Here is a 22,167-nt window from a genome sequence, read left to right on the forward strand (position 1 = left end):
GGGGACGACTGCAGGTTTCGGTGGAGGGGAATGCTGCAGAGGTGAGGCCGGTTCTGGCCAAGGGGCGTCATCTGTGCGAGAGGGACGCCATCCTGCCCCTTGCCGAGAGCTTGACGATGCGCCGCCTTACTTTCCGCCGCCCCGATGACTGGCATGTCCATTTCCGCGACGGGGCGATGCTCGAAACGGTGGTGCCCCATACCGCGCGCGCGTTCGGGCGGGCGATCGTGATGCCCAATCTCGTGCCGCCGGTGACGGATCGGGCGAGCGCCAGCGCCTATCGCGACCGGATCGTTGCGGCGGTGCCGCAGGACGCCGATTTCACCCCGCTGATGACCTGCTACCTCACCGATCACACGGACCCCGCGGACCTCATTGCCGGGTTCAGGGAGGGGCTCTTTGCGGCGGCAAAGCTCTATCCGGCGCACGCAACGACCAATTCGGCCCATGGCGTCTCCTCGATCCGCGCCATAGACGGGGTGCTCGGGGCGATGGCCGATGCGGGGATGCCGCTTCTGACCCATGGCGAGATCACGCGGCCCGAAGTGGATATCTTCGACCGGGAGAAGGGGTTTGTCGACGAGGTGCTGATCCCCACGCTCGAGCGATTCCCGACGCTGAGGGTGGTGATGGAACACATCACCACGCGCCAGGGCGCGGAGCTCGTCGCCGAGCATCCGGACCGGATGGGCGCGACGATCACCCCGCAGCACCTGCTCTACAACCGCAACGCGCTTTTTGCGGGGGGCCTGCGCCCGCACATGTTCTGCCTGCCCATCTTGAAGCGCGCCGAGCATCAAGAGGCGCTGCGCAAGGCCGCGACGAGCGGGCGTTCCAACTATTTCCTCGGCACCGACACCGCGCCCCATCTGCGCCACCTCAAGGAAGCCGATTGCGGGTGCGCGGGCGTGTTCAGCGCCCCGGTGGCGATCGGGGCCTACCTCAAGGTCTTTGCCGAGGAGGATGCGCTCGACCGGTTCGAGGCCTTTGCAAGCCTCAACGGACCGGCCTTTTACGGGCGCGCGCCCAATGAGGCGCGGGTGACCTATGAGGAGCGCGCCACCCCCGTGCCCGCGACTATTGCCACCGGCGAGGGTGAACTCGTGCCGCTCTTCGGAGGCGGCTCGGTTGACTGGATCGAGGCCAGCCAATAGGACCCAATCCGATCAGGAGACAGAGAACATGAGCCTGCCCGCATCGGCCGACAAGAAGGCCATAGCCGCCCAGACCGCACGCATGCTGCTCGAGGTCGGCGCGATCCAGTTCAACGCCGAAAAGCCCTTCATCTTCACCTCGGGCTGGGCGAGCCCGGTCTATACCGATTGCCGCAAGCTGATCTCCTATCCGCGCCTGCGCTCGGGGCTGATGGATTTCGCGGCGCGCACCATCGTGTCCGAGATCGGGTATGAATCGCTCGACGTGGTGGCGGGCGGGGAGACGGCGGGCATTCCGTTTGCCGCGTGGATCGCGGACCGGCTGTCGCTGCCCATGCAATATGTGCGCAAGAAGCCAAAGGGCTTTGGGCGCAATGCGCAGATCGAGGGCAATGTGGTGCCGGGCCAGAGGGTCCTGCTCGTTGAGGATCTGGCGACCGACGGACGCTCGAAGGTTCATTTCGCCGATGCGCTGCGCAAGGCCGAACTCACCGTGGAGCACTGCTTCGTGCTCTTTTTCTACGACATCTTCTCGGGCAGCCGGGAGACGATGAAGGAGATCGGTATCGAGCTCCACTATCTCGTCACCTGGTGGGACGTGCTGGAAGCGGCGCGGGCGAGCACGCATTTCGATCCGGGTGTGCTGCGCGAGGTCGAGAGTTTCCTCCGCAATCCCGCCCCGTGGTCGGCGGCCCATGGCGGGATCTCGGATTTCGCGCAGAAGGCGGAATAGGCCTTTCGCGGGGACTTTCGAAAGGGCGGCCCGCGCGTGGCCGCCCTTTTTCTTGCGCTAGAGCGCGCCCTTTGCCTCGGGGATGACGCGGGTGAGGCTGCCTTCGGCGGGAAAGAGCGGGATCAGGCACGCTTGGAGCGCATGATAGATGTCGGGCTTGCCGGTAAAGAGGCGCTGCGCGACCGCGAGGGTTTCGGACAGTTCGGGGTGCCAGCCGCCATGCTCGGTATCGAGCAGGTGATTGGCCGAGAAATCCCAGAGCCGGCGATACCAGCCCTCATGGACCGCGCTCGGGCGATGCGCGTTGAGGAAGGCGGTGGCCCCGATCCCCTCATTGACCGGCCACCAGAGCTTGTCGGTGAGCGCGGGGCGGCTCTCCCAGTCGAGCGTATAGTAGAAGCCGCCATGGGCATGGTCCCAGCCGATGGTGACGGCCTGGGCAAAGAGGCTCTCGGCCGCCTCGGGAAGCCAGGAGACCGTCCGCCCGCCGAGCACCCAGAGCTGGAGCAGGAGCCGCGACCATTCGAGCCAGTGGCCCGGGGTGGAGCCGGCAGGACGGAACATGTCGGCGCCCCGATAGTCGCGGTCGAGCACCCAGTTCTCATCGAAATGCTCGGCAACGCGGAAGTCGAGCGCGCGGGCGTGGCGGTTGATGATGAGGTCGGCGATGCGCTCGGCCTTGTCGAGATAATGCCGCTCGCCGGTCGCCTCGAAGGCGGCCATCAGGGCTTCGGTCAGGTGCATGTTGGAGTTCTGCCCGCGATAGGGGCCGATCTCGGACCAGTCGCGGCGAAACTCCTCCCGTACCGCGCCATGGCCCTCGTCCCAGAAGCGGGTTTCGAGCACTTCGGTGATGTCGGCGAGGAGGCGGTAGGCAAGCGGATGGCCGAGGATCTTGCCGCCAGAGGCGGCGAGCAGCACGAAGGCGTGACCATAGGCCTGCTTGGTGTCATCGCGCGGGCCGTCATCGTCGAGCGACCACATGTAGCCGCCATGGGTCTCGTCCCGATGCGTGCCCCAGAGATAGGCGAGGCCATGATCGACGATCTCGTCGCTGCCCGGCCGCCCCAGCAGGCTGCCGATGGTAAAGCAGTGCACCATGCGCGCGGTGGCGTGGATCTGGCGCAGGCCGTTTTGCGGATCGACCGGACGACCGGCCCGATCGAGGTCGAAAAAGCCGCCCTTGGGGTTGATCGCCCCCGCCTGGAAGAAATCAAAGAGGCTATCGGCCTGGGCCCGCAGCCACTGGCGGTGATAGGGGCGCCCCTGCCAGGGCGCCGCATTGGCAGGGGTGAAGGCGGGCGGGGTGGTCATGATCGTGCTCTTGGATTGGATGGCGCGTGCCGCAGGAGCGCCATCATGGGCAGAAGTTTCGCGCCGCTCAAGCCGGTTGAGCGCCGGGCGCAGGCTTCAATCACAGTTTGGAACCAACGCCCGACCCACGGATTGTTAGCCCGACAACGCCATCGAGGAAGCAAGCAAAATGGTCGAGCATCGTGAAACGGTCGTCGTGGATCGTGGCGGCGGAAGCGGCCTCGCCATTGCCGGCGGCATCGCAGCGGTCCTGCTGATCGTCCTTGCCTTCCTCTACTTCAACGGCACATTCGGCGGATCGGGCGGCAGCGTTGCTGTCGATGTCCCGGCGGTGAATGTGGACGTCGCGCCCGCCGGGCAATAGACCCCGGGCCCCTTCTTCAACTCCGGCAGCCAAGACCGGAGACCAAGTAGCCAGTTCGCCGTCGCTCCCCCCCGCGGCAGGACGAGACCTCAAGGCCGGCGCCATCCTCCCCCCAGGATGGAGCCGGCCTTTTTACTTGTGCGCCGGCCCTCGCGTGGAACGTTCGGTTTCGATATCTGTTTACGAGCGACGCGCCGCATGAGCGGCCATGTGAAAGACACCCCGATGGCCGACCCGGTGATCGCCCCGCCGCCCCCGCCCGCCAATGCGGGCAATCCTCTTGTCACGGCCGGCATGATCATCGTCCTGATCGGCGCCCTTTATGTCGGCGCCTCGATCTTCGTGCCGCTGGTGCTGGCGGTGCTCCTGACCTTTGCGCTCGCGCCGGTCGTGCGGTTCCTCCGCCGCCTGCGCCTGCCCCACATCGTTGCGGTGCTGCTGGCGGTGAGCCTTGCGGCCGTGGCGGTGGCCGGCATCGGCTATCTGATCGTGACGCAGCTGGCGCGGCTCGCCGCGGACCTGCCGGCCTATCAGATGACCATTGCGGGCAAGGTCGAGGCGCTGCGCGAGACGGCGGCCGGCGGCCAGGTGGTGGAGCGCATGCTGAGCGCCATACAGCGCATCGGCGACGCCGCGACGCAGGCGACCGGAGAGCTCGAAGCCGAGGCCCTGCGCGATACGCCGATCCCCGTGACCATCTCGAACGCGCCGATCTCGCCGATCGCGGCGGTGCAGGCCTTTCTGGGGGCGCTGCTCGGCCCCCTCGCTACAGCGGCCATCGTCCTCGTCTTCGTGATCTTCCTGCTGCTCGAGCGCGAGGATTTGCGCGACCGGTTCCTCAAGCTCGTCAGCCGGGGCGATCTCAGAACCTCAACCATCGTCATCAACGAGGCCGGCAAGCGCGTCAGCCGCTATCTGCTGGTGCAGCTCGGGATGAACACCGCCTATGGCGTGCTTTTCGGGCTCGGGCTCTGGTTCATCGGCGTGCCCAACGCCATTCTCTGGGGCCTGCTCTCGACGCTCTTTCGCTACATCCCCTTCGTCGGCACGATCATCGCCGCGGCGATCCCGATGGCGCTCGCCTTTGCGGTCGATCCGGGCTGGTCGATGCTGCTCTGGACGCTCGCCCTCTTCATTGCGCTCGAGGTCTTTGCGACCAACGCCATCGAACCGCGCCTCTACGGCAACAGCACCGGCATGTCGGCGCTGGCGGTGATCGTCGCGGCCATGTTCTGGGCGAGCCTCTGGGGGCCGATCGGGCTCATCCTCGCGACGCCGCTGACGGTCTGCCTCGTGGTGATGGGCCAGTATGTACCGCAATTGCAGTTCCTCCAGATCCTGCTCGGCAGCGAACCGGTGCTGGCCCCCGAAGAGCGGCTCTACCAGCGGCTGATGGCGGGCAATGGCGAGGAGGCGATCGAGATCGCCGAGGATCATCTCGAAAAGGGCACGCTGCAGACCTTCTACGACAGCGTCGCCGTGCCGATGCTGCGGCTGGCCGAGATGGACAGGGACCGCAACGTCACCGATCTTGCCCATCGCCGGGTGCTGGTGGATGGGCTCGAACTGCTCGTCGGGGAACTCGAGGATCTTGACGACAATGCGCCCGAGCGCCCCGAACTTCGGGCGGCGCGGATCGTCTGCGTCGGGGGCAAGACCGAGCTCGACGCCGCTGCCGCCGAGATGGCCGCACAGATCCTGCGCCGGCCCAACGTCACCACTCTCGTCATGCCGCCCGTGGCGCTGCGGCCCGAAGGCATCGGGCAGCTCGGGCTCGATGAGACCGATATCGTCGTCATCTGCTATCTCGGCACCCAGCCGCGCGCGCAGATGCGTTATGCGGTGCGCCGCCTGCGGCGCCAGGCGCCGGGCCTCAGGATCCTCGCGTGCCTCCTCTCTGCCGGGGAAAGCCGCGACGACGCCTATCGGGGCGACGACGTGCCCGTCGACGCGGTCGCCTTTTCGCTCGGGGAAGCCGAAGGACAGGTCGAGGGCTGGCTCGCCCTTGCCGCAGAGACCCCGGCGCTCGCCCCGGCGGTGGAGCAACTCGGCATGGCGCTGCAGCGGCTCAAGATCGATCCGGCGGCCGCCGAGACGCTTGGGAACTTCATCAACGGGGTCGCCGACCGTTTCGACGCGCAGTTCGCGCTTCTGACGCTCGCCGGAGAGAGCCTCGGCGAAGACACCGACGCCCCCACCTTCCTGCCCGACGCCGTCTCCCCCGAACGCGCGGTGCTGGCCGTGCCGGACGTCGCCGAGCATGCGGCCTATCGCACGGACCCCTTCCTCATCGAGAACGGGTTGCACTTCTTTGCTGCGGCTCCCCTGATCGAGGACGGCCGGGTGATCGCGAGCCTCGCGATCTTCGACCATGCGGCGCGCAAGTTCGGCTCGGAGGATGCCGAAGCGCTCCTCGAGGAGGCCGACACCCTCGCAGGGCTCGCTCTTGGGCGCGCCGATGGGCCCCCGAGGAACCAGAAGCGGTTAACGCGGGTTGATTGAGGAACCAAGCCAACGGAGCGTCAGCATGTCCTATTCGATCGAAAAGATCGCCCGCCGGGTCAACCGGCAGACCCGCAGCAGCCGCCATGAGATGGAAGACCGCCTGGGCGAGATCCGCCACGACATGGCCGCGCTCGCCGACGCGGTTCAGGCCTATGGGGCAGACGCGCTCGACCATGCATCGGATTTCGCAAGCCAGGTGAGCCGCCAGGGCGGCAAGGCGCTGGCGCGGGCCGGGCGCGAGGCAAGGCGGGCCGGCTCGGCCGTGCAGCGCGACCCCGTGCCGGCGATCGTCGCCATCGGCGTCGTCGCGCTCGTTGCGAGCCTTCTGGCCGCGCGCCGATAGGGGCCGGTCAGGCTCTGGAGGAGAACTGAACCGGGCGCAGGATGTCGGCGTATCCAGCCCATGACAGAGACACCCTTCGGAAGTGGCCCGGCAAGCGCGATCGTTATCGGCGCGAGCGGCGGGATCGGCAGCGCGCTTTTTTCGGCGCTCGAAGCGCACGGGCGCTTCTCCCGGATCGTCGCGCTCGGCCGCAATAGCAGCCCGGCCCTCGACCTCCTCGACGAGCGCAGCATCGCTTCGGCCGCTGCCGAGATCGCGCTTCTGGACGCAAAGCCCCGTCTCGTTCTCGATGCGACGGGGTTTTTGCATGGCGACGGCTTCGAGCCCGAAAAGAGCCTCGGGCAGATCGACGGCGCGCATATGGCCCGTTCGTTCGCCGTCAACGCCATCGGGCCGGCGCTGCTCATGAAGCATTTCCTGCCGCTGCTGCCGCGCGAGGGCAAGGCGGTCTTTGCGACGCTTTCGGCCCGGGTCGGCAGCATTTCGGACAATCGGCTGGGCGGCTGGTACAGCTACCGGGCAGCCAAGGCTGCGCTCAACCAGCTGGTGCGAACCGCATCGGTGGAGCTGCGCCGACGCGCGCCGGAAGCCATTTGCGTCGCGCTTCATCCCGGGACGGTCGAGACGCGGCTTTCGGCGAGTTTTGCGCGCCGCCATCTCGACGTGCTCACCCCCGCCGATGCCGCGACGCGTCTTTTGAAGGTCATCGACGCGGTCGGACCCGAACAGAGCGGGGCCTTCCTCGACAATCAGGGCGAGCCGATACCGTTCTGAGCTTGCCCCGTGCTCTCTCTATGCCGATAAAGGCTCTCATTCCCCCGCCTTCGGAGCATGAGATTGAGCGCTTCACACCGACCCGACCGCGAAGCCATGGAATTCGACGTGGTGATCGTGGGGGGCGGCCCGGCGGGGCTTTCCGCCGCGATCCGCATCAAGCAGCTCGCCCCGGAGCGATCGGTGGTGCTGCTCGAAAAGGGCGCCGAGATCGGCGCGCACGTGCTTTCGGGGGTGGTGATCGATCCGGTCGGGATCGACGCGCTGCTGCCCGGCTGGCGCAGCGAGGCGGGGCATCCGCTCGAAACGGAGGTCACGACGGACCGGTTTTCATGGCTCACCGAAACGCGCGCCATCGGCATCCCCCAGGCGCTCCTGCCGCCCCTGATGTCGAACCATGGCTGCTATGTGGGCTCGCTCGGGCGGATCGCCGCATGGCTCGCCGAGAAAGCCCAGGCGCTCGGGGTCGAGATCTATCCGGGCTTTCCCGCGAGCGAGATCCTCTTTGACGAGGAGGGGCGCGTGGTCGGGGTCGCGACGGGCGACATGGGCAGAACGCGCGAGGGCACGCCCGGCCCCGATTTCATGGCGGGCATGGAGCTTCACGCCGCCTATGTGCTCTTTGCGGAGGGGGCGCGCGGCTCGCTCTCGAAGCAATTGATTGCCCGGTACGGGCTCGACAAGGACCGCGACCCGCAGAAATACGGCCTCGGGCTCAAGGAGCTCTGGGAGGTGGAGCCCGCCCGGCACAACCCGGGCCGGGTCGAGCATTTCATGGGCTGGCCGCTCGGCACCGGAGTGGGGGGCGGCGGCTTTCTCTATCACCTTGCCGACAACCGGGTGTCGGTGGGGTATGTCGTCCATCTCGACTACAAGAACCCCTATCTCTCGCCCTTCGAGGAATTCCAGCGCTTCAAGACCCATAGCGCCATCGCGCCGGTGCTCAAGGGTGGGCGGCGGCTCGGCTATGGCGCGCGGGCGCTGACCGAGGGGGGGCTGCAATCGGTGCCCGAACTCGTCTTTCCGGGCGGGGCGCTGATCGGATGCGCGGCCGGGTTCATGAACGTGCCGCGCATCAAGGGATCGCATACCGCCATGCTCTCGGGCATCGAGGCGGCCGACGCAGTGGTGGGCGCGCTCGCCGAAGGGCGGCGGCACGATCGGCTCGACAGCTTCGAGCGGGGCTGGCGCAAGGGCCCGATCGGGCGCGAACTGGGACCGGTGCGCAATGTGAAACCGCTCTGGTCGCGGCTCGGCACGGTCTGGGGCGTCGCGGCGGCGGGTGCGGACATGTGGTGCCGGACGCTGCTGGGCCGTTCGCCGCTCGGCACGCTCCATCACGCCGGCCCCGATGCCGCAGCGCTCGAGCCTGCCGCGCGTCACCGCCCCATCGCCTATCCCAAGCCCGACGGCGTCGTGAGCTTTGACCGGTTGAGCTCGGTCTTCGTTTCGAACACCGCCCATGGCGAGGACCAGAAGGTGCACCTGCTCGTGCGCGACATGGCGCTCCACAAACGCTCCGAGCACGACGTCTATGCGGGGCCCTCGACGCGCTATTGTCCGGCGGGGGTCTATGAATGGATCGAGGGGCCGGACGGCCCGCGCTACCAGATCAACGCTTCCAATTGCGTGCACTGCAAGACCTGCGACATCAAGGATCCGAACGGCAATATCGACTGGGTGCCGCCCGAGGGCGGCGGCGGCCCGAACTATGCGGGGCTCTGACGCCTCGACTGTTTATGACGGGGCCGCGCGGTGCTATCTCTTTGAAAGGAGAGGTTCGGCGAGGGCGCATGCAGCAGATCATCGACGCACTTGAGGCCCGCCGCCGGGCGGCCCGCGCAGGAGGCGGCCCCGCGCGCATCGCGACCCAGCACGAAAAGGGCAAGCTGACGGCGCGCGAGCGGCTCGAGGTGCTGCTCGACCCCGGCAGCTTCGAGGAATACGGGCTCTTCGTTACCCACAGGGCCACCGATTTCGGCATGGCGGAGACCCGCGTGCCCGGCGACGGGGTGGTAACCGGCTGGGGCAGGATCGGGGGGCGGCTGGTTTACGTCTTTTCCCAGGATTTTACCGTGTTCGGGGGGTCGCTCAGCGAAACCCATGCCGAAAAGATCTGCAAGATCATGGATCTGGCGCTGCAGAACGGGGCACCGATCATCGGGCTCAACGATTCTGGCGGCGCCCGCATTCAGGAGGGCGTGGCCTCGCTCGGGGGGTATGCCGAGGTCTTCTGGCGGAACGTGCAGGCTTCGGGCGCAGTGCCCCAGATTTCGGTGATCATGGGCCCCTGCGCAGGCGGCGCGGTCTATTCGCCGGCGATGACGGATTTCACCTACATGGTCGAGGGGACGAGCTACATGTTCGTGACCGGCCCCGATGTCGTCAGGACCGTGACCAACGAAATCGTGACCCATGAGGAACTGGGCGGGGCGAGCACCCATACCCGCATCTCCTCGGTCGCCGATGCCAGCTTTGCCAATGACATCGAGGCGCTACTCGAAACGCGGCGGCTTCTGGACTATCTGCCCTCGCGCGCGGGAGAAAAGGCGCCGCGGCGGGAAACCACCGATCCCGCGACGAGGCAGGAGCCCGCGCTCGACACGCTGGTGCCGGCCTCGCCGAGCACGCCCTATGACATGAGCGAGCTCATCGTCCGGCTCGCCGACGAAGAGGAGTTCCTCGAACTGGGCAAGGCCCATGCGGGCAACATCCTGACCGGCTTCATCCGGCTCGAAGGGGAGACGATCGGGGTCGTCGCCAACCAGCCGCTGGTGCTCGCGGGTTGCCTCGACATCAATGCGAGCAGGAAGGCGGCGCGCTTCATCCGCTTCTGCGACAGCTTCGAGATCCCGATCCTGACGCTGGTCGACGTGCCCGGCTTCCTGCCCGGGGTCGCCCAGGAGCATGGGGGCATCATCAAGCACGGGGCGAAGCTCCTTTTTGCCTATGCCGAGGCGAGCGTGCCCAAGGTGACGCTGATCACCCGGAAGGCCTATGGCGGGGCCTATGACGTGATGGCCTCAAAGCACATCCGCGCCGACGTCAACTATGCCTGGCCGAGCGCGGAAATCGCCGTGATGGGCGCGAAGGGGGCTGCCGAGATCCTCTATCGCTCCGAAAAGGGGGATGCCGAGGCGCTTGCCCAGCGCACGGCCGAATACGAGGCGCGCTTCGCCAACCCCTTCATCGCCGCCGAACGCGGGTTCATCGACGACGTGATCATGCCCCACAACACCCGCCGGCGCCTCATCGGCGCCTTCTCGACGCTACGTGGCAAGATTGTTGCGGGGCCGAGGAAGAAGCATGGGAACATTCCGCTGTGAGGGGCCGGGGCACTGTTTTTTGCCACGGCACAGGGTCAGCACCCTCCCCCTTGTGGGGAGGGATGGGGAGGGGGTGAGCCATGAACAGTGAACACGCCAGAGCGCTCCGTCGTGCGCCAAGCTCGGCCGAACTTCGCATGTGGCGGCTTCTGCATCCATTCCGAACGGGCGGCTACCACTTCCGCAAGCAAGCGCCGATCGGACCATACGTGGCTGATTTCGCCTGCCATCATGCCCGCCTCATCATCGAGGTCGATGGTGACAGCCACTATAGCGGCGCAGGACTTGCCCGCGACGCGCGGCGGGATGCTGCGTTGGAGGCCGACGGCTACACGGTGCTGCATTTCTCCAACACCGATCTTCGGGAATCGCCTGATGGGGTTTTCGCGAGGATCGCGGAGGTTCTGACCAGCCGTCCCCCGACGGGTCTCCGGAGGCCCCCCTCCCCATCCCTCCCCACGAGGGGGAGGGTGTCCGATCGTGCGGATGCGGGCCGGGCTGAACTGTTGCTGGCAACGAAAGACCTCCGCCGATGATCAAATCCCTCCTCATCGCCAATCGCGGCGAGATCGCCTGCCGGATCATGGCGACGGCGCGGCGGATGGGGTTGCGCACCATCGCGGTCTATTCGGATGCGGACCGGGAAAGCCTGCATGTCGCGATGGCCGACGAGGCCGTGCGGATCGGGCCCGCCCCGGCGCGGGAGAGCTATCTGTCGATCCCTGCCCTCCTCGAGGCGTGTCGGCAGACGGGCGCGGAGGCGGTTCATCCCGGCTATGGCTTCCTTTCGGAAAATCCCGAATTTCCCGAAGCGCTTGCCGAGGCGGGCATCGTTTTCGTCGGCCCGCCGCCGGGCGCGATTGCGGCGATGGGCGACAAGATCACCTCCAAGGAGATCGCCGCGCGGGCCGGCGTGCCCACCGTGCCGGGGCATATGGACCTCGTTGCCGATGGCGCACAAGCCGAAGCGATTGCCGCCGAGATCGGCTATCCGGTGATGATCAAGGCCTCGGCAGGCGGCGGCGGCAAGGGCATGCGCATCGCCCGGAACGCGGCGGAGGCGCGCGAAGGGTTCGAGCGGGCCCGCTCGGAAGCGCGACCGGCGTTCGGGGACGAGCGGATCTTCATCGAGAAATATATCGAGCGGCCGCGCCATATCGAGATCCAGGTGCTCGCGGACGCCCATGGCAATGTCATCCATCTGGGCGAACGGGAATGCTCGATCCAGAGGCGCAACCAGAAGGTGATCGAGGAGGCGCCGAGCCCCTTCGTCGATGCCGCGCTCAGGACGGATATGGGGGCGCGTGCCGTCGCGCTCGCCCGCGCGGTCGGTTATCAGAGCGCGGGCACGGTCGAGTTCATCGTCGATGCGAGCGGGAATTTCTTCTTTCTCGAAATGAATACGCGGCTTCAGGTCGAGCATCCGGTGACCGAGCTCGTCACCGGCCTCGACCTCGTGGAACTGATGATCCGGATCGCATGCGGGGAGAAGCTGCCCATCGGACAGGACGATGTGGTGCTCAATGGCTGGGCGCTCGAGGCGCGCGTCTATGCCGAAGACCCCTATCGGGACAATCTGCCCTCGACCGGCAGGCTCGTGCGCTACCGGCCGCCCGCGCAGGTCGCCCAGATCAAACGGCTCGTGCGCAACGACACGGGCGTCTTCGAGGGCGCGGAGATTTCGCCCCATTACGACCCGATGATCGCCAAGCTCTGCGGCTGGGCGCGTAACCGCGAGGAAGCGATCGAGACGCTGGCGGGCGCGCTCGACCAGTTCGAGATCGAGGGGGTGGGCAACAATCTGCCGCTGCTGTCGAGCATTCTCGAGGACGGAGGCTTCAAGCAGGGCGAGATCAGCACTGCCTTTCTCGCCGAGCGCTATCCGGACGGGTTCACTGGCCCAGAGCCGGATCCGGACCGCATGCGGCCGCTCCTCGCGCTTGCAGCCTTTGCGGTGCTGAAAAATGAGCAGCGGGGCGACGCGCCCAGCGCCGGCAGGCGGGCGGTGATCCTCGGAGAAGAGCGCTTCGATCTCTCCTGCGAGCCGATCGAGGGCGGCATGCTGATCGACGACGGGACCGGCGAGCCCCTGTCCGTCCTATCGGGGTTTCGGCCCGGCGACCGGCTGATCAGCGCGGAGATTGGCGGAGCCATGGTGACGGCGCGGATCGAGAGGCGCACGGGCGGGGTCCGGCTGCGCCACCGGGGGTATGATCTGGAGATCGGGGTCTATCCCCCGCACATCGCCGACCTCCTGCCCCTGATGCCGAAGCGCGCCGCGCCCGATCTCAGCCGGTTCCTCCTCTGCCCCATGCCCGGCCAGCTCATGCGGCTCTCGGTGGCGACGGGCGATCTCGTCGAGCCGGGCGAGCCCCTCGCCATCGTCGAGGCGATGAAGATGGAGAACGTCCTTCTTGCCGAACGGCGCGCACGGATCGGGGCGGTCCATGCGAGCGCAGGCGACGTGCTCGCGGTGGATGCGGTCATTCTCGAATTCGAGGCGGTCTCATGAGCAAGCCCGTTCGCCCCGCGACATTCGAGGACTGGGCAGAGCTTGCTAAAGCCGAACTCGGCACGGTTTCGCCCGAAACGCTCGACCGGCGCTATGGCGAAATGGAGGTCCGGCCGGTCTATTTTGCCGGGGACGTGCCCGGGGAGGCGGCCGACGCGCTGCCGGGGCAAGCGCCGTTCACGCGCGGCATTAGGGCGACGATGTACGCCAACCGGCCCTGGACGATCCGTCAATATGCCGGGTTCTCGACCGCCGAGGAGTCCAACGCCTTCTACCGGCAGGCGCTCGAACGCGGGCAGAAGGGGCTCTCGGTCGCCTTCGACCTTGCGACCCACCGGGGCTATGACAGCGACCATCCGCGAGTTGCCGGGGATGTCGGCAAGGCCGGCGTCGCGATCGACAGCGTCGAGGACATGAAGGCGCTCTTTGACGGCATTCCGCTCGGAAATGTCAGCGTTTCCATGACGATGAACGGCGCGGTGCTGCCGGTGCTCGCCATGTTCATCGTCGCGGCCGAGGAGCAGGGCGTGCCCCAGGAGGCGCTGCAGGGCACCATCCAGAACGACATCCTCAAGGAGTTCATGGTCCGCAACACCTATATCTACCCGCCCGAGCCCTCGATGCGGATCGTGGGGGACGTGATGGTGCATCTGGAACGGCACATGCCCCGGTTCAACTCGATCTCGATTTCGGGCTATCACATGCACGAGGCCGGGGCGACGGCGGTGCAGGAGCTGGCCTATACGCTGGCGGACGGGATCGAATATGTGCGCTGCGCAATGGCGCGGGGGCTCGATATCGACCGGTTCGCGCCGCGGCTGAGCTTCTTTTTCGGCATCGGAATGAATTTCTTCCTCGAGATCGCCAAGCTCCGGGCGGCGCGCACGCTCTGGGCGGAGATCATGACGGGGCTGGGCGCGAAGGACGCGCGCTCCCTGATGCTCCGGACCCATTGCCAGACCTCCGGCGTTTCGCTCACCGAGCAGGATCCGCACAACAATGTCGTTCGCACGACGCTCGAGGCCCTGGCGGCGGTGCTGGGCGGGACGCAGAGCCTGCATACCAATTCCTTCGACGAGGCGATCGCGCTGCCCACCGAGTTCTCCTCGCGCATCGCGCGCAATACGCAATTGATCTTGCAGCATGAATCGCGGGTGACCGATGTCGTGGATCCGCTTGGGGGCTCCTACTATATCGAGGCGCTGACGGCCGACCTCGTGGGGCGCGCCCGCGCCATGATCGAGGAGATCGAAGCGGCGGGCGGCATGGTAAGGGCGGTGCAGGCGGGAACGCCCAAGGCGGCGATCGAGCGGGCGGCGACCGCGCGGCAGGCGGGCATCGACAAGGGCGAGGAGGTGATCGTCGGGGTCAATCGATACCGGGTCGAAGACGTTGAAAACGTTGAGATAAGGCAGATCGACAATGCGCGCGTGCGGGCGCGGCAGGTCGGCCGGCTCGAAAGGCTGCGGACGGCGCGGGACGAGGCGCGGTGCCAGTCCATGCTGGCGGCGCTGACCGAATATGCGGCCAAGGACGAGGGCAATCTGCTGGCCGCGGCGATCGAGGCGGCGCGGGCGCGGGCGACGCTGGGGGAAATTTCGGCGGCGCTCGAGACCGTCTTCGGGCGGCACCAGGCGGACGCTCCGCTCGTCACGGGTGTCTTTGCCGAGCGCTTTGTTGGAGACGCGGAATTCGATGAAATTTCATCCAGAATTGCACAAATTACAGCAAGGCGGGGTCGGCCACCCTCGATCCTCGTCGCCAAGATGGGTCAGGACGGTCACGACCGGGGAGCGCGGGTGATCGGATCGGCCTTCGCCGACCTCGGCTTCACCGTCCATATGGGTGCGCTTTTCGAGACGGCGCCGGAGGTGGCGGCTGAGGCGGGACGGCTGCGGGTGGATGCGATCGGGGTCTCCTCGCTCGCGGCCGGTCACCTGACGCTCCTGCCCGAACTGATCGATGCGCTCGAGGCGATGGCGCTCGGACATGTGCGGGTGTTCGCGGGCGGGGTGATCCCCGCGGAGGATTACGCGGCGCTGCGCGAGGCGGGGGTGCTCGAGATCTTCGGGCCGGGCAGCAATGTGCTCGAAAGCGCCGCCGCCATCCTCGATCATTTCGAGGAGCGCCTGCCCAACCGGTAAGGCCTCGATTTTTTTCCCTGCGGCTGTCGGATAGGCTGGGGCTTCTTCGTCCTTAGACCAGAGGAGCCCGGGACCGATGCTTTACGCCATTTTGTGCTACAATTCCGAAGACGCCGTCGGGAGCTGGAGCAAGGCCGAGGACGACAGGGTAATGGCCCAGCTCGGCGCGGTCGAGGACGGGCTTGCGCAAAAGGGCAAGCTCGGCCCGGTGGCGCGGCTGATGAACACGACCGCCGCCACCACCCTGCGCAAGAGCGGCAATGAGCAGATCGTGCTCGATGGCCCGTTCGCCGAAACCAAGGAGCAGTTCCTGGGGTTTTTCGTCCTCGATTGCGAGTCGCTCGAGGACGCCATTGCGGCGACCCGAGAGCTTGCCATCGCCAATCCCGGCGGCGGGGCCTATGAGATCCGCCCGCTGCGCATTTTCAAGCCCGCGCCCGAAGGGTTTCGCGGCAAGGCGCTCGGATGACCGACATCGCCTGGATCGAAAAGGCCATCCGGTCTGCCCGCCCCCAGGCGATCGGCGCGCTCATGCGCTATTTCCGCGACCTCGACAGCGCCGAGGAGGCCTTTCAGGAAGCCAGCCTCAGGGCGCTCACCAACTGGCCGAAGAACGGGCCGCCGCGCGACACGGCGGCCTGGCTCATCTTCGTAGGGCGCAATGCCGGGATCGATGCGGTGCGCAAGCGTGCCCGCACCACCGCGCTGCCGCCCGAGGAGGTGATCTCGGACCTCGAGGATGCCGAGGGGGCCATCGCCGAACGCATCGACGGCAGCCAGTATCGCGACGACATCCTGAGGCTCCTCTTCATCTGCTGCCATCCCGACCTGCCCGCGACCCAGCAGATCGCGCTGGCGCTGCGCATCGTGTCGGGGCTGTCGGTCAGAGAGATCGCGCGTGCCTTCCTCGTTTCCGAAGCGGCGATGGAGCAGCGCATCACCCGCGCCAAGGCGCGGATTGGGGCGGGATCGGCGGATTTCGAGCCTCCCGATGCGATCGCGCGAGCCGAGCGGCTCGCGGCGGTCGCGGCGATGCTCTATCTGCTCTTCAACGAAGGGTATTCTGCAGCAAGCACGCCCGGCAAGGCGCGGCTTTGCGACGAGGCGATCCGGCTCGCGCGCCTCCTGCTGAAGCTCTTTCCGGCCGAGCCCGAAATCATGGGACTGACCGCGCTCATGGTGCTCCAGCATGCCCGGATCGGGGCGCGGTTCGATGCCGATGGCGCGATCGTGCTGCTCGAGGCGCAGGACCGGCGGCTCTGGGACAAGGACATGATCGGGGAAGGGCTGGCGCTGATCGACAAGGCGATGCGCCACCGCCGGCCGGGGCCCTACCTCCTCAAGGCCGCAATCGCGGCGCTGCATGCGCGGGCCCAACGCGCCGAAGACACCGACTGGGCCGAGATCGCGCTGCTTTATCAGGGGCTCGAACGGCTCGAGCCCTCCCCCGTCGTGACGCTCAACCGCGCAGTCGCGATCGCCAAATGCGAGGGACCCGCGGCGGCGCTCGCCCTTGTCGAGACGCTGGGGGACCGGCTCGACACCTATTTCCACTACCACGGGCTCCGGGGAGGACTGCTCGCCGAGCTCGGGCGCCCTGAAGAGGCGCGCACCGCCTTCGACCGGGCCATCGCGCTTGCCGGCACGCCGGCCGAAGCCGCCCATATCCGACTTCACCTGGACCGGCTGAACCTGGCCCGTCCGCAACTGGAGGAAACGCGAAATGACTGATCTTCCGACACAGGCCGTCATTCCCATGCCGGGGGTGACGCCGAACCTCGTCCCGTCCGACGCCAACGCGGCGGCAGACCTCTACGTCAAGGCGCTGGGGGGCGAGATCATCGCCAGAATGCCGGCCGATGACGGCAAGCGGCTGATGCACTGCATGATAATGATCAATGGCGGCCCGATCATCCTCAACGACGCGTTTCCCGAATATGGCGCGCCGCACGTGCCGCCTGCCGGCTACGTCATGCATCTGCAGGTGGAAGACGGGCAGATGTGGTGGGACCGCGCCGTGGCGGCCGGCTTTACCGTGGTGATGCCCTACAAGCTCGAATTCTGGGGCGATTATTACGGGCATCTGCGCGACCCCTACGGGATCGTATGGTCGATCGGATCAACGCCGCAAAAGGCCGGCTGAGGCCTATCCAGCGAACACTGCGTCGGCGCACGCGCCCTTGCGGGCGGGCGTGCCGACGCCTATCTGGCAGGAAAGGAGCCTGCCATGACCCCTCCCCGGCCGCTGAGCATCGTCGCCTTTTCCGCCAACACCCGCAGGCCCTCGCGCTCCCGGGCGCTGGCGGGCCTGATCGGGCAGCATGCGGCGCGCCATGTCGATGCCGATCTCATCCAGATCGACCTGGTCGATGCAGGCCACGGGCTCGGCGCCGCCTATGCGCGCGACCAGCTCGACCCGCAGGCGCGCCGCGCCATCGAAGCGGTGGAAAAAGCCGACATCCTCATCGCCGCAAGCCCGGTCTACAAGGGCTCCTATACCGGGCTCTTCAAGCATTTCTTCGATCTCGTCGACATGCATGCGCTGGCCGAAACGCCCGTGGTGGTGGCCGCGACCGGCGGCGGGCAGCGCCATGCACTGATGGTCGAACACCAGATGCGCCCTCTCTTCGGCTTTTTCGGCGCGCTGACCATTCCGGTCTCGGTCTATGCCGAGGACGCAAGCTTCGACGAGGAGTTCGGCCAGACCGACCCCGGCATTCTGGCGCGGATCGAGCTTGCCGCGCGGCAGGCCGCTGCCCTCGCCTGCCTCTCGCCGATCCGCAAGGCCGCGCCGGGCGCGGCCGCTGACGGCGACAACATCGTGCGGCTCAAGGGCTGACCCAACCGACCAGCCAGAAGGGAGCGCGCCAATGGAGGTGCAGGGCCTTTTTATCGACAACGAAACCGTGCCCGCCCAAAGCGGGAAGAGCTTTGCGCGCATCAATCCGGTGACGGGCGCAGTGGCGAGCCGTGCGGCGGCGGCAGGGGTGGCCGACGCGATCGCGGCGGCCGATGCGGCCGGGCGGGCATTTCCCCAATGGGCCGAAACGCCGCCCGCAAAACGCCGCGCGGTGCTGCTCGCGGCAGCCTCCGGGCTCGAGGCGGAAGCCGATCGGTTCGTCACGCTCATGCGCGAGGAGATCGGGGCGACCGAGGGCTGGGCGCGCTTCAACGTATCGCTTGCCGCCGAGATGCTGCGCGAGGCGGCGGGGCTCGCAACGGCGATGGGCGGAGAGGTGATCCCCTCGAACCGCGCCGGCAGTCTTGCGATGGCCGTGCGCCAGCCCGCCGGCGTCGTGCTCGCGATTGCCCCATGGAACGCGCCGGTGATCCTCGGGGTGCGCGCGCTCGCCGCTCCGCTCGCCTGCGGCAACAGCGTCGTCATGAAGCTTTCCGAGACCTGTCCCCTCACGCAGGGACTGATCGTCAAAGTGCTGATCGCGGCAGGTCTGCCCAAAGGCGTGTTGAACGCGATCTCCCATGCGCCCGACGCGGCCGAAGGGATCGTCGAGGCCCTGATCGCCCACAATGCGGTGCGGCGGGTCAATTTCACGGGCTCGACGCGGGTCGGCCGGATCATCGGGGCGCTGGCGGGGCGGCATCTGAAGCCGGCGCTGCTCGAGCTCGGCGGCAAGGCGCCGCTCGTCGTGCTCGATGATGCGGACCTCGACGCGGCGGTTTCGGCGATCGCCTTCGGGGCCTTCCTCAACCAGGGCCAGATCTGCATGTCGACCGAACGGGTCGTCGTGGACGAAAAGATCGCCGATGCGCTGGTGAAAAAGCTCGTGGCGAAGGCGAAGACACTGAAGGCCATCGACCCCGCGACGGGGCCGGGCCCGCTCGGGGCGCTGGTCGGCAAATCGGCGGCGGACCGGATCGCGGCACTGGTTGAAGATGCCAGGCAGCAGGGGGCGCGGATCCTCACCGGCGGCACGATTTCGGGCGTTCTGATGGATGCGACGGTGATCGACGGGGTCACCCCAAAGATGAAGGTCTATGGCGAGGAGAGCTTCGGGCCGCTCGTTACGATCGTGCGGGCTGCCGACACCGAGGATGCCATCCGGATTGCCAACGACACCGAATACGGGCTCGCCGCCGCGGTCTTCGGGCGCGACAGCGCGCGGGCGCTGGGAGTAGCGCGGCGCATCCAGTCCGGCATCTGCCACGTCAACGGGCCGACCGTGCATGACGAGGCGCAGATGCCGTTCGGCGGGGTGAAGGCCTCGGGCTTCGGCCGGTTCGGCGGCCGCTTCGGGATTGCCGAGTTCACCGATCTGCGCTGGATCACGCTCCAGGAGAGGCCGATCCACTACCCGTTCTGAGCCCTTTGCCCGAGCGGGCGCGGCCGTGGCAAAGCCGTGTCGCGACGGCCCGACGCGACGCAAAACAATTCCGGCTTGCGGGGCTGGAGGCGCACCGCCCCGGTCCATATGTTGAGCCCAGACCAAAGCCCGCGGGCTTGAAAAGGAGACCAAGATGCCAGTTCTGATCGGCGACATCGCGCCCGACTTCGAGGCCGAGACCACCGAAGGCCATATCCGCTTTCACGATTATATCGACGGGCACTGGGCGGTGCTGTTCTCGCACCCCAAGAACTTCACCCCGGTCTGCACCACCGAGCTCGGCTATACCGCCAAGCTGAAGCCCGAATTCGACAAGCGGGGCGTGAAGGTGCTGGGTCTTTCGGTCGATGCGCTCGACAATCACGCCGGCTGGGCCGCCGACATCGAGGAGACCCAGGGGACCGCGCTCAACTTCCCGCTGATCGCCGATACGAGCGGCGAGATCGCGCGGAAATACGAAATGATCCACCCCAATGCCAACGACACGCTGACCGTGCGGTCGGTGTTCGTCGTCGGGCCGGACAAGAAGATCAAGCTCAAGATCGAATATCCCGCCTCGACGGGCCGGAATTTCGACGAGGTGCTGCGCGTGATCGACAGCCTGCAGCTGACCGCCAAGCACCAGGTGGCGACGCCGGTGAACTGGAAGGATGGCGAGGACGTGATCATCGTGCCGGCCGTCTCCAACGAGCAGGCGCGCGAGAAATTCCCCGGCGGCTGGACAGAGAAGAAGCCCTATCTGCGCATCGTGCCGCAGCCGGGACGCTAGGATGGGACGGGGCGGGTGACCGCCCCGTTTTCGTTTCGGCCCTCTTAAGCCGATCCTGCTAGAAGAGCCTTTTCGGCCGGAGGGCGGATGGGCGAGGCGCGGCAGAGGGACGGGCGGGCGGGGCGCGAAGGCCTCGTCTTTTTTGCGCTCTACCTTCTGGGCGCGGTGCTGCTCGGCTGGCGGCCGCTGGCGCTTCTGGGCCAGGTGCCGCTGCTGTCGGACAGCGACGATGCGATGCGCCTCGTCGTCATGCGCGATTTTCTAGGCGGGCAGGGCTGGTACGATCTCGTCCAGCACCGGCTCAACGTGCCGTTCGGGGCGGAGATTCACTGGTCGCGGCTGGTCGACCTGCCAATGGCGGGGCTCCTCCTGCTCCTGAGGCCGATCGCGGGCGCAGGGGCGGAGACGGCGCTGGCCTTCATCTGGCCGATCCTGCTCTACGGACTTTTCCTCTCGGTGCTCGCGCGGCTGACGCTGCTGCTCGCGGGGCGGGAGGCGCTCTGGCTTGCGCTGATCCTGCCGCTCTTTTCGCCCGCTATCACCACAGAATTCAGCCCCGGCCGGCTCGACCATCACGGGGTGCAGATGATCCTGCTCGTCGTGATGGCAGGGGCGCTGGTGGCGGCGGTCGAGCGGCCGGCGCTGGGCTGGGTCGCGGGCCTCGCGGCGGCGACAGGGCTCGCCATCGGCACCGAGGCGTTGCCGGGGATCGCGGCGGGCATCGTCGCGATCGGGCTTCTGTGGGTCCACGCGCCGCGGCACGGACGGGCGATGGCGGGGTTCGGGCTCGCCTTTGCGCTGGGGACGGTCGGGCATCTGATGCTGGCGCGGCCGCCGGGGCGGTGGCTGGAGCCGGCCTGCGACATGATCTCGCCCTTTTACGCGCTCGCGGCGATCGGGGTCGGGGCGGTGTTCTGCCTTGCCGCGGCGTCCTGGACCCGGGACTGGCGGGCATGGCAACGGCTCGCCTTCGGCGCGGTGACGGGAGGGGCGCTCGTCTTTGGCCTGCTGGCGGCCTATCCGGCCTGCCTTGCGGGCCCCTATGGCAATGTCGATCCCTGGCTCGTTGCCAACTGGATCGACCGCATTCTCGAGGCGCGGCCGATCTGGGAGAGCATGGGGACGCTCGCCCCCTATCTCGTCGCGATCACGGTGCCCGGGATCGTCGCGCTCGGGGTTGCGGCATGGGGGGTGACGCGCGGGGATGGCGCGGCGCGCGAGAGATGGTTCGTGATGCTCGTCTTCCTGGCGGTCGCCTTTACCGTCATGGTCGTGCAGGTGCGCGGGGCGCGGCTCCTCGCGCCGCTGGTCGTGCCGGCGGGGGCGGCGCTGATCGTGATGATGACGGCGCGGATCGCGGGCGCGCGGCTGAAGCCGCTGGCGGTGCTGGTGCTCGGGGTCTCGATCCTCGCGTTCACCGGGACCGGATTATCGAGCCTCACGCGGGTCGTCGAGCGGCGGATCGCGGCGGCGCCGGCTGCGGGCGGCGAGGCGCGGCCCGACCGGCGGGCATGCCTGATCGAGACTGCTTTCACCGCGCTCACTGCGATCGCGCCGGCGCGGCTGCTGGCGCCGACGGATCTGGGGGCGCATGTGCTCGCCCATACCGCGCATGGGGTGGTGGCGGCGCCCTATCACCGCAATGGCGAGGGCGTGCTCGATACGCTCAATTTCTGGAGGACGCCGCTCGCCGAGGGCCGCGAGATGCTCGCCCGGCGCGGGATCGACTTCATTGTCCTCTGCCCGGCCATGCCCGAACTGCGCGCGCAGGCAGGGGTAGACGAAGCAAGTTTCCTCGCGCTCTGGCGGGAGGGGGCACTGCCCGAGTGGATCGGGCCGAGGATTGGAGACGGGCCGCTCGAGATCTATCCCGTGCGGCCCTGAGG

At 67.5% G+C, this 22,167-nt stretch carries 19 protein-coding genes; 18 read left to right on the forward strand and 1 reads right to left on the reverse strand.

From position 1 onward, the window contains the following. Window positions 1-116 precede the first annotated feature (116 nt). Together pyrC and EMQ25_RS15610 are read left to right on the forward strand one after the other, a co-directional pair. Window positions 117-1,154, forward strand: coding sequence for a dihydroorotase (pyrC, locus tag EMQ25_RS15605; protein ID WP_127189537.1), 1,038 nt, complete (start codon window positions 117-119; stop codon window positions 1,152-1,154). A gap of 28 nt (window positions 1,155-1,182) precedes the next feature. Next, window positions 1,183-1,887 (forward strand): orotate phosphoribosyltransferase, encoded by a 705-nt coding sequence (locus EMQ25_RS15610; protein ID WP_127189538.1) that lies wholly within the window; start codon window positions 1,183-1,185, stop codon window positions 1,885-1,887. Window positions 1,888-1,944: 57 nt separating this feature from the next. On the opposite strand, the gene EMQ25_RS15615 is transcribed toward EMQ25_RS15610, so the two are convergent. Next, window positions 1,945-3,201 carry an AGE family epimerase/isomerase gene (locus EMQ25_RS15615; RefSeq protein WP_127189539.1) on the reverse strand — a complete coding sequence of 419 codons (1,257 nt, stop codon included), beginning with the start codon at window positions 3,199-3,201 and terminating at the stop codon, window positions 1,945-1,947. A 169-nt stretch (window positions 3,202-3,370) separates the two neighbouring features. On the opposite strand from EMQ25_RS15615, the gene EMQ25_RS15620 reads away from it, so the two are divergent. From EMQ25_RS15620 to EMQ25_RS15695, 16 genes are all read left to right on the forward strand, one after another. Then, the gene (locus EMQ25_RS15620; RefSeq protein ID WP_127189540.1) at window positions 3,371-3,565 is read left to right on the forward strand and encodes a hypothetical protein; all 195 of its coding nucleotides are present in this window, start codon (window positions 3,371-3,373) and stop codon (window positions 3,563-3,565) included. Window positions 3,566-3,775: 210 nt separating this feature from the next. Continuing rightward, window positions 3,776-6,067 carry an AI-2E family transporter gene (locus EMQ25_RS15625; protein ID WP_158626109.1) on the forward strand — a complete coding sequence of 764 codons (2,292 nt, stop codon included), beginning with the start codon at window positions 3,776-3,778 and terminating at the stop codon, window positions 6,065-6,067. Window positions 6,068-6,092: 25 nt separating this feature from the next. Continuing rightward, window positions 6,093-6,413, forward strand: coding sequence for a hypothetical protein (locus tag EMQ25_RS15630; protein ID WP_127189542.1), 321 nt, complete (start codon window positions 6,093-6,095; stop codon window positions 6,411-6,413). Between the two features lie 60 nt (window positions 6,414-6,473). Further along, a complete protein-coding gene (locus EMQ25_RS15635; RefSeq protein WP_127189543.1) occupies window positions 6,474-7,187 on the forward strand; it encodes an SDR family NAD(P)-dependent oxidoreductase in 714 nt (237 codons plus the stop codon). Between the two features lie 57 nt (window positions 7,188-7,244). Continuing rightward, a complete protein-coding gene (locus EMQ25_RS15640) occupies window positions 7,245-8,912 on the forward strand; it encodes an electron transfer flavoprotein-ubiquinone oxidoreductase (RefSeq protein WP_127189544.1) in 1,668 nt (555 codons plus the stop codon). A gap of 68 nt (window positions 8,913-8,980) precedes the next feature. After that, window positions 8,981-10,513, forward strand: a complete 1,533-nt coding sequence (locus tag EMQ25_RS15645; protein WP_127189545.1) for an acyl-CoA carboxylase subunit beta — start codon at window positions 8,981-8,983, stop codon at window positions 10,511-10,513. 80 nt (window positions 10,514-10,593) lie between these two features. Continuing rightward, the gene (locus EMQ25_RS18545; protein ID WP_127189546.1) at window positions 10,594-11,049 is read left to right on the forward strand and encodes an endonuclease domain-containing protein; all 456 of its coding nucleotides are present in this window, start codon (window positions 10,594-10,596) and stop codon (window positions 11,047-11,049) included. Next, entirely contained in the window at window positions 11,046-13,025 is a 1,980-nt protein-coding gene (locus tag EMQ25_RS15655; protein ID WP_127189547.1) for an acetyl-CoA carboxylase biotin carboxylase subunit, read from the forward strand. Before EMQ25_RS18545 ends, EMQ25_RS15655 begins: the two co-directional genes overlap by 4 nt. Then, window positions 13,022-15,169, forward strand: coding sequence for a methylmalonyl-CoA mutase (scpA, locus tag EMQ25_RS15660; protein WP_127189548.1), 2,148 nt, complete (start codon window positions 13,022-13,024; stop codon window positions 15,167-15,169). Before EMQ25_RS15655 ends, scpA begins: the two co-directional genes overlap by 4 nt. 76 nt (window positions 15,170-15,245) lie before the next feature. Next, a complete protein-coding gene (locus EMQ25_RS15665; protein ID WP_127189549.1) occupies window positions 15,246-15,638 on the forward strand; it encodes a YciI family protein in 393 nt (130 codons plus the stop codon). Beyond that, complete coding sequence (locus tag EMQ25_RS15670; protein ID WP_127189550.1) at window positions 15,635-16,900, forward strand: RNA polymerase sigma factor; 1,266 nt, start codon at window positions 15,635-15,637, stop codon at window positions 16,898-16,900. Before EMQ25_RS15665 ends, EMQ25_RS15670 begins: the two co-directional genes overlap by 4 nt. Next, on the forward strand, window positions 16,893-17,312 hold the full coding sequence (locus tag EMQ25_RS15675) for a VOC family protein (protein WP_127189551.1): 420 nt from the start codon (window positions 16,893-16,895) through the stop codon (window positions 17,310-17,312). Before EMQ25_RS15670 ends, EMQ25_RS15675 begins: the two co-directional genes overlap by 8 nt. Window positions 17,313-17,396: 84 nt before the next feature. Beyond that, window positions 17,397-18,008: an FMN reductase gene (gene msuE / locus EMQ25_RS15680; protein ID WP_127189552.1), complete on the forward strand. Its 612-nt coding sequence runs from the start codon at window positions 17,397-17,399 to the stop codon at window positions 18,006-18,008. Window positions 18,009-18,039: 31 nt separating this feature from the next. Then, entirely contained in the window at window positions 18,040-19,491 is a 1,452-nt protein-coding gene (locus tag EMQ25_RS15685; RefSeq protein ID WP_127189553.1) for an aldehyde dehydrogenase, read from the forward strand. Between the two features lie 154 nt (window positions 19,492-19,645). Continuing rightward, window positions 19,646-20,281: a peroxiredoxin gene (locus tag EMQ25_RS15690; protein ID WP_127189554.1), complete on the forward strand. Its 636-nt coding sequence runs from the start codon at window positions 19,646-19,648 to the stop codon at window positions 20,279-20,281. A gap of 87 nt (window positions 20,282-20,368) precedes the next feature. Beyond that, window positions 20,369-22,165: a hypothetical protein gene (locus tag EMQ25_RS15695; protein ID WP_127189555.1), complete on the forward strand. Its 1,797-nt coding sequence runs from the start codon at window positions 20,369-20,371 to the stop codon at window positions 22,163-22,165. Window positions 22,166-22,167 lie beyond the last annotated feature (2 nt).

The sequence above is a fragment of the Arsenicitalea aurantiaca genome, assembly GCF_003994485.1.
GTDB lineage: Bacteria > Pseudomonadota > Alphaproteobacteria > Rhizobiales > Devosiaceae > Arsenicitalea > Arsenicitalea aurantiaca.

Excerpts from the sequence above, each read along its gene's own strand:
- pyrC (WP_127189537.1), top strand. The coding sequence starts at position 117 with ATGCGCCGCCTTACTTTCCGCCGCCCCGATGACTGGCATGTCCATTTC.
- EMQ25_RS15610 (WP_127189538.1), top strand. The coding sequence starts at position 1,183 with ATGAGCCTGCCCGCATCGGCCGACAAGAAGGCCATAGCCGCCCAGACC.
- EMQ25_RS15615 (WP_127189539.1), bottom strand. The coding sequence starts at position 3,201 with ATGACCACCCCGCCCGCCTTCACCCCTGCCAATGCGGCGCCCTGGCAG.
- EMQ25_RS15620 (WP_127189540.1), top strand. The coding sequence starts at position 3,371 with ATGGTCGAGCATCGTGAAACGGTCGTCGTGGATCGTGGCGGCGGAAGC.
- EMQ25_RS15630 (WP_127189542.1), top strand. The coding sequence starts at position 6,093 with ATGTCCTATTCGATCGAAAAGATCGCCCGCCGGGTCAACCGGCAGACC.
- EMQ25_RS15635 (WP_127189543.1), top strand. The coding sequence starts at position 6,474 with ATGACAGAGACACCCTTCGGAAGTGGCCCGGCAAGCGCGATCGTTATC.
- EMQ25_RS15640 (WP_127189544.1), top strand. The coding sequence starts at position 7,245 with ATGAGATTGAGCGCTTCACACCGACCCGACCGCGAAGCCATGGAATTC.
- EMQ25_RS15645 (WP_127189545.1), top strand. The coding sequence starts at position 8,981 with ATGCAGCAGATCATCGACGCACTTGAGGCCCGCCGCCGGGCGGCCCGC.
- EMQ25_RS18545 (WP_127189546.1), top strand. The coding sequence starts at position 10,594 with ATGAACAGTGAACACGCCAGAGCGCTCCGTCGTGCGCCAAGCTCGGCC.
- EMQ25_RS15655 (WP_127189547.1), top strand. The coding sequence starts at position 11,046 with ATGATCAAATCCCTCCTCATCGCCAATCGCGGCGAGATCGCCTGCCGG.
- scpA (WP_127189548.1), top strand. The coding sequence starts at position 13,022 with ATGAGCAAGCCCGTTCGCCCCGCGACATTCGAGGACTGGGCAGAGCTT.
- EMQ25_RS15665 (WP_127189549.1), top strand. The coding sequence starts at position 15,246 with ATGCTTTACGCCATTTTGTGCTACAATTCCGAAGACGCCGTCGGGAGC.
- EMQ25_RS15670 (WP_127189550.1), top strand. The coding sequence starts at position 15,635 with ATGACCGACATCGCCTGGATCGAAAAGGCCATCCGGTCTGCCCGCCCC.
- EMQ25_RS15675 (WP_127189551.1), top strand. The coding sequence starts at position 16,893 with ATGACTGATCTTCCGACACAGGCCGTCATTCCCATGCCGGGGGTGACG.
- msuE (WP_127189552.1), top strand. The coding sequence starts at position 17,397 with ATGACCCCTCCCCGGCCGCTGAGCATCGTCGCCTTTTCCGCCAACACC.
- EMQ25_RS15685 (WP_127189553.1), top strand. The coding sequence starts at position 18,040 with ATGGAGGTGCAGGGCCTTTTTATCGACAACGAAACCGTGCCCGCCCAA.
- EMQ25_RS15690 (WP_127189554.1), top strand. The coding sequence starts at position 19,646 with ATGCCAGTTCTGATCGGCGACATCGCGCCCGACTTCGAGGCCGAGACC.
- EMQ25_RS15695 (WP_127189555.1), top strand. The coding sequence starts at position 20,369 with ATGGGCGAGGCGCGGCAGAGGGACGGGCGGGCGGGGCGCGAAGGCCTC.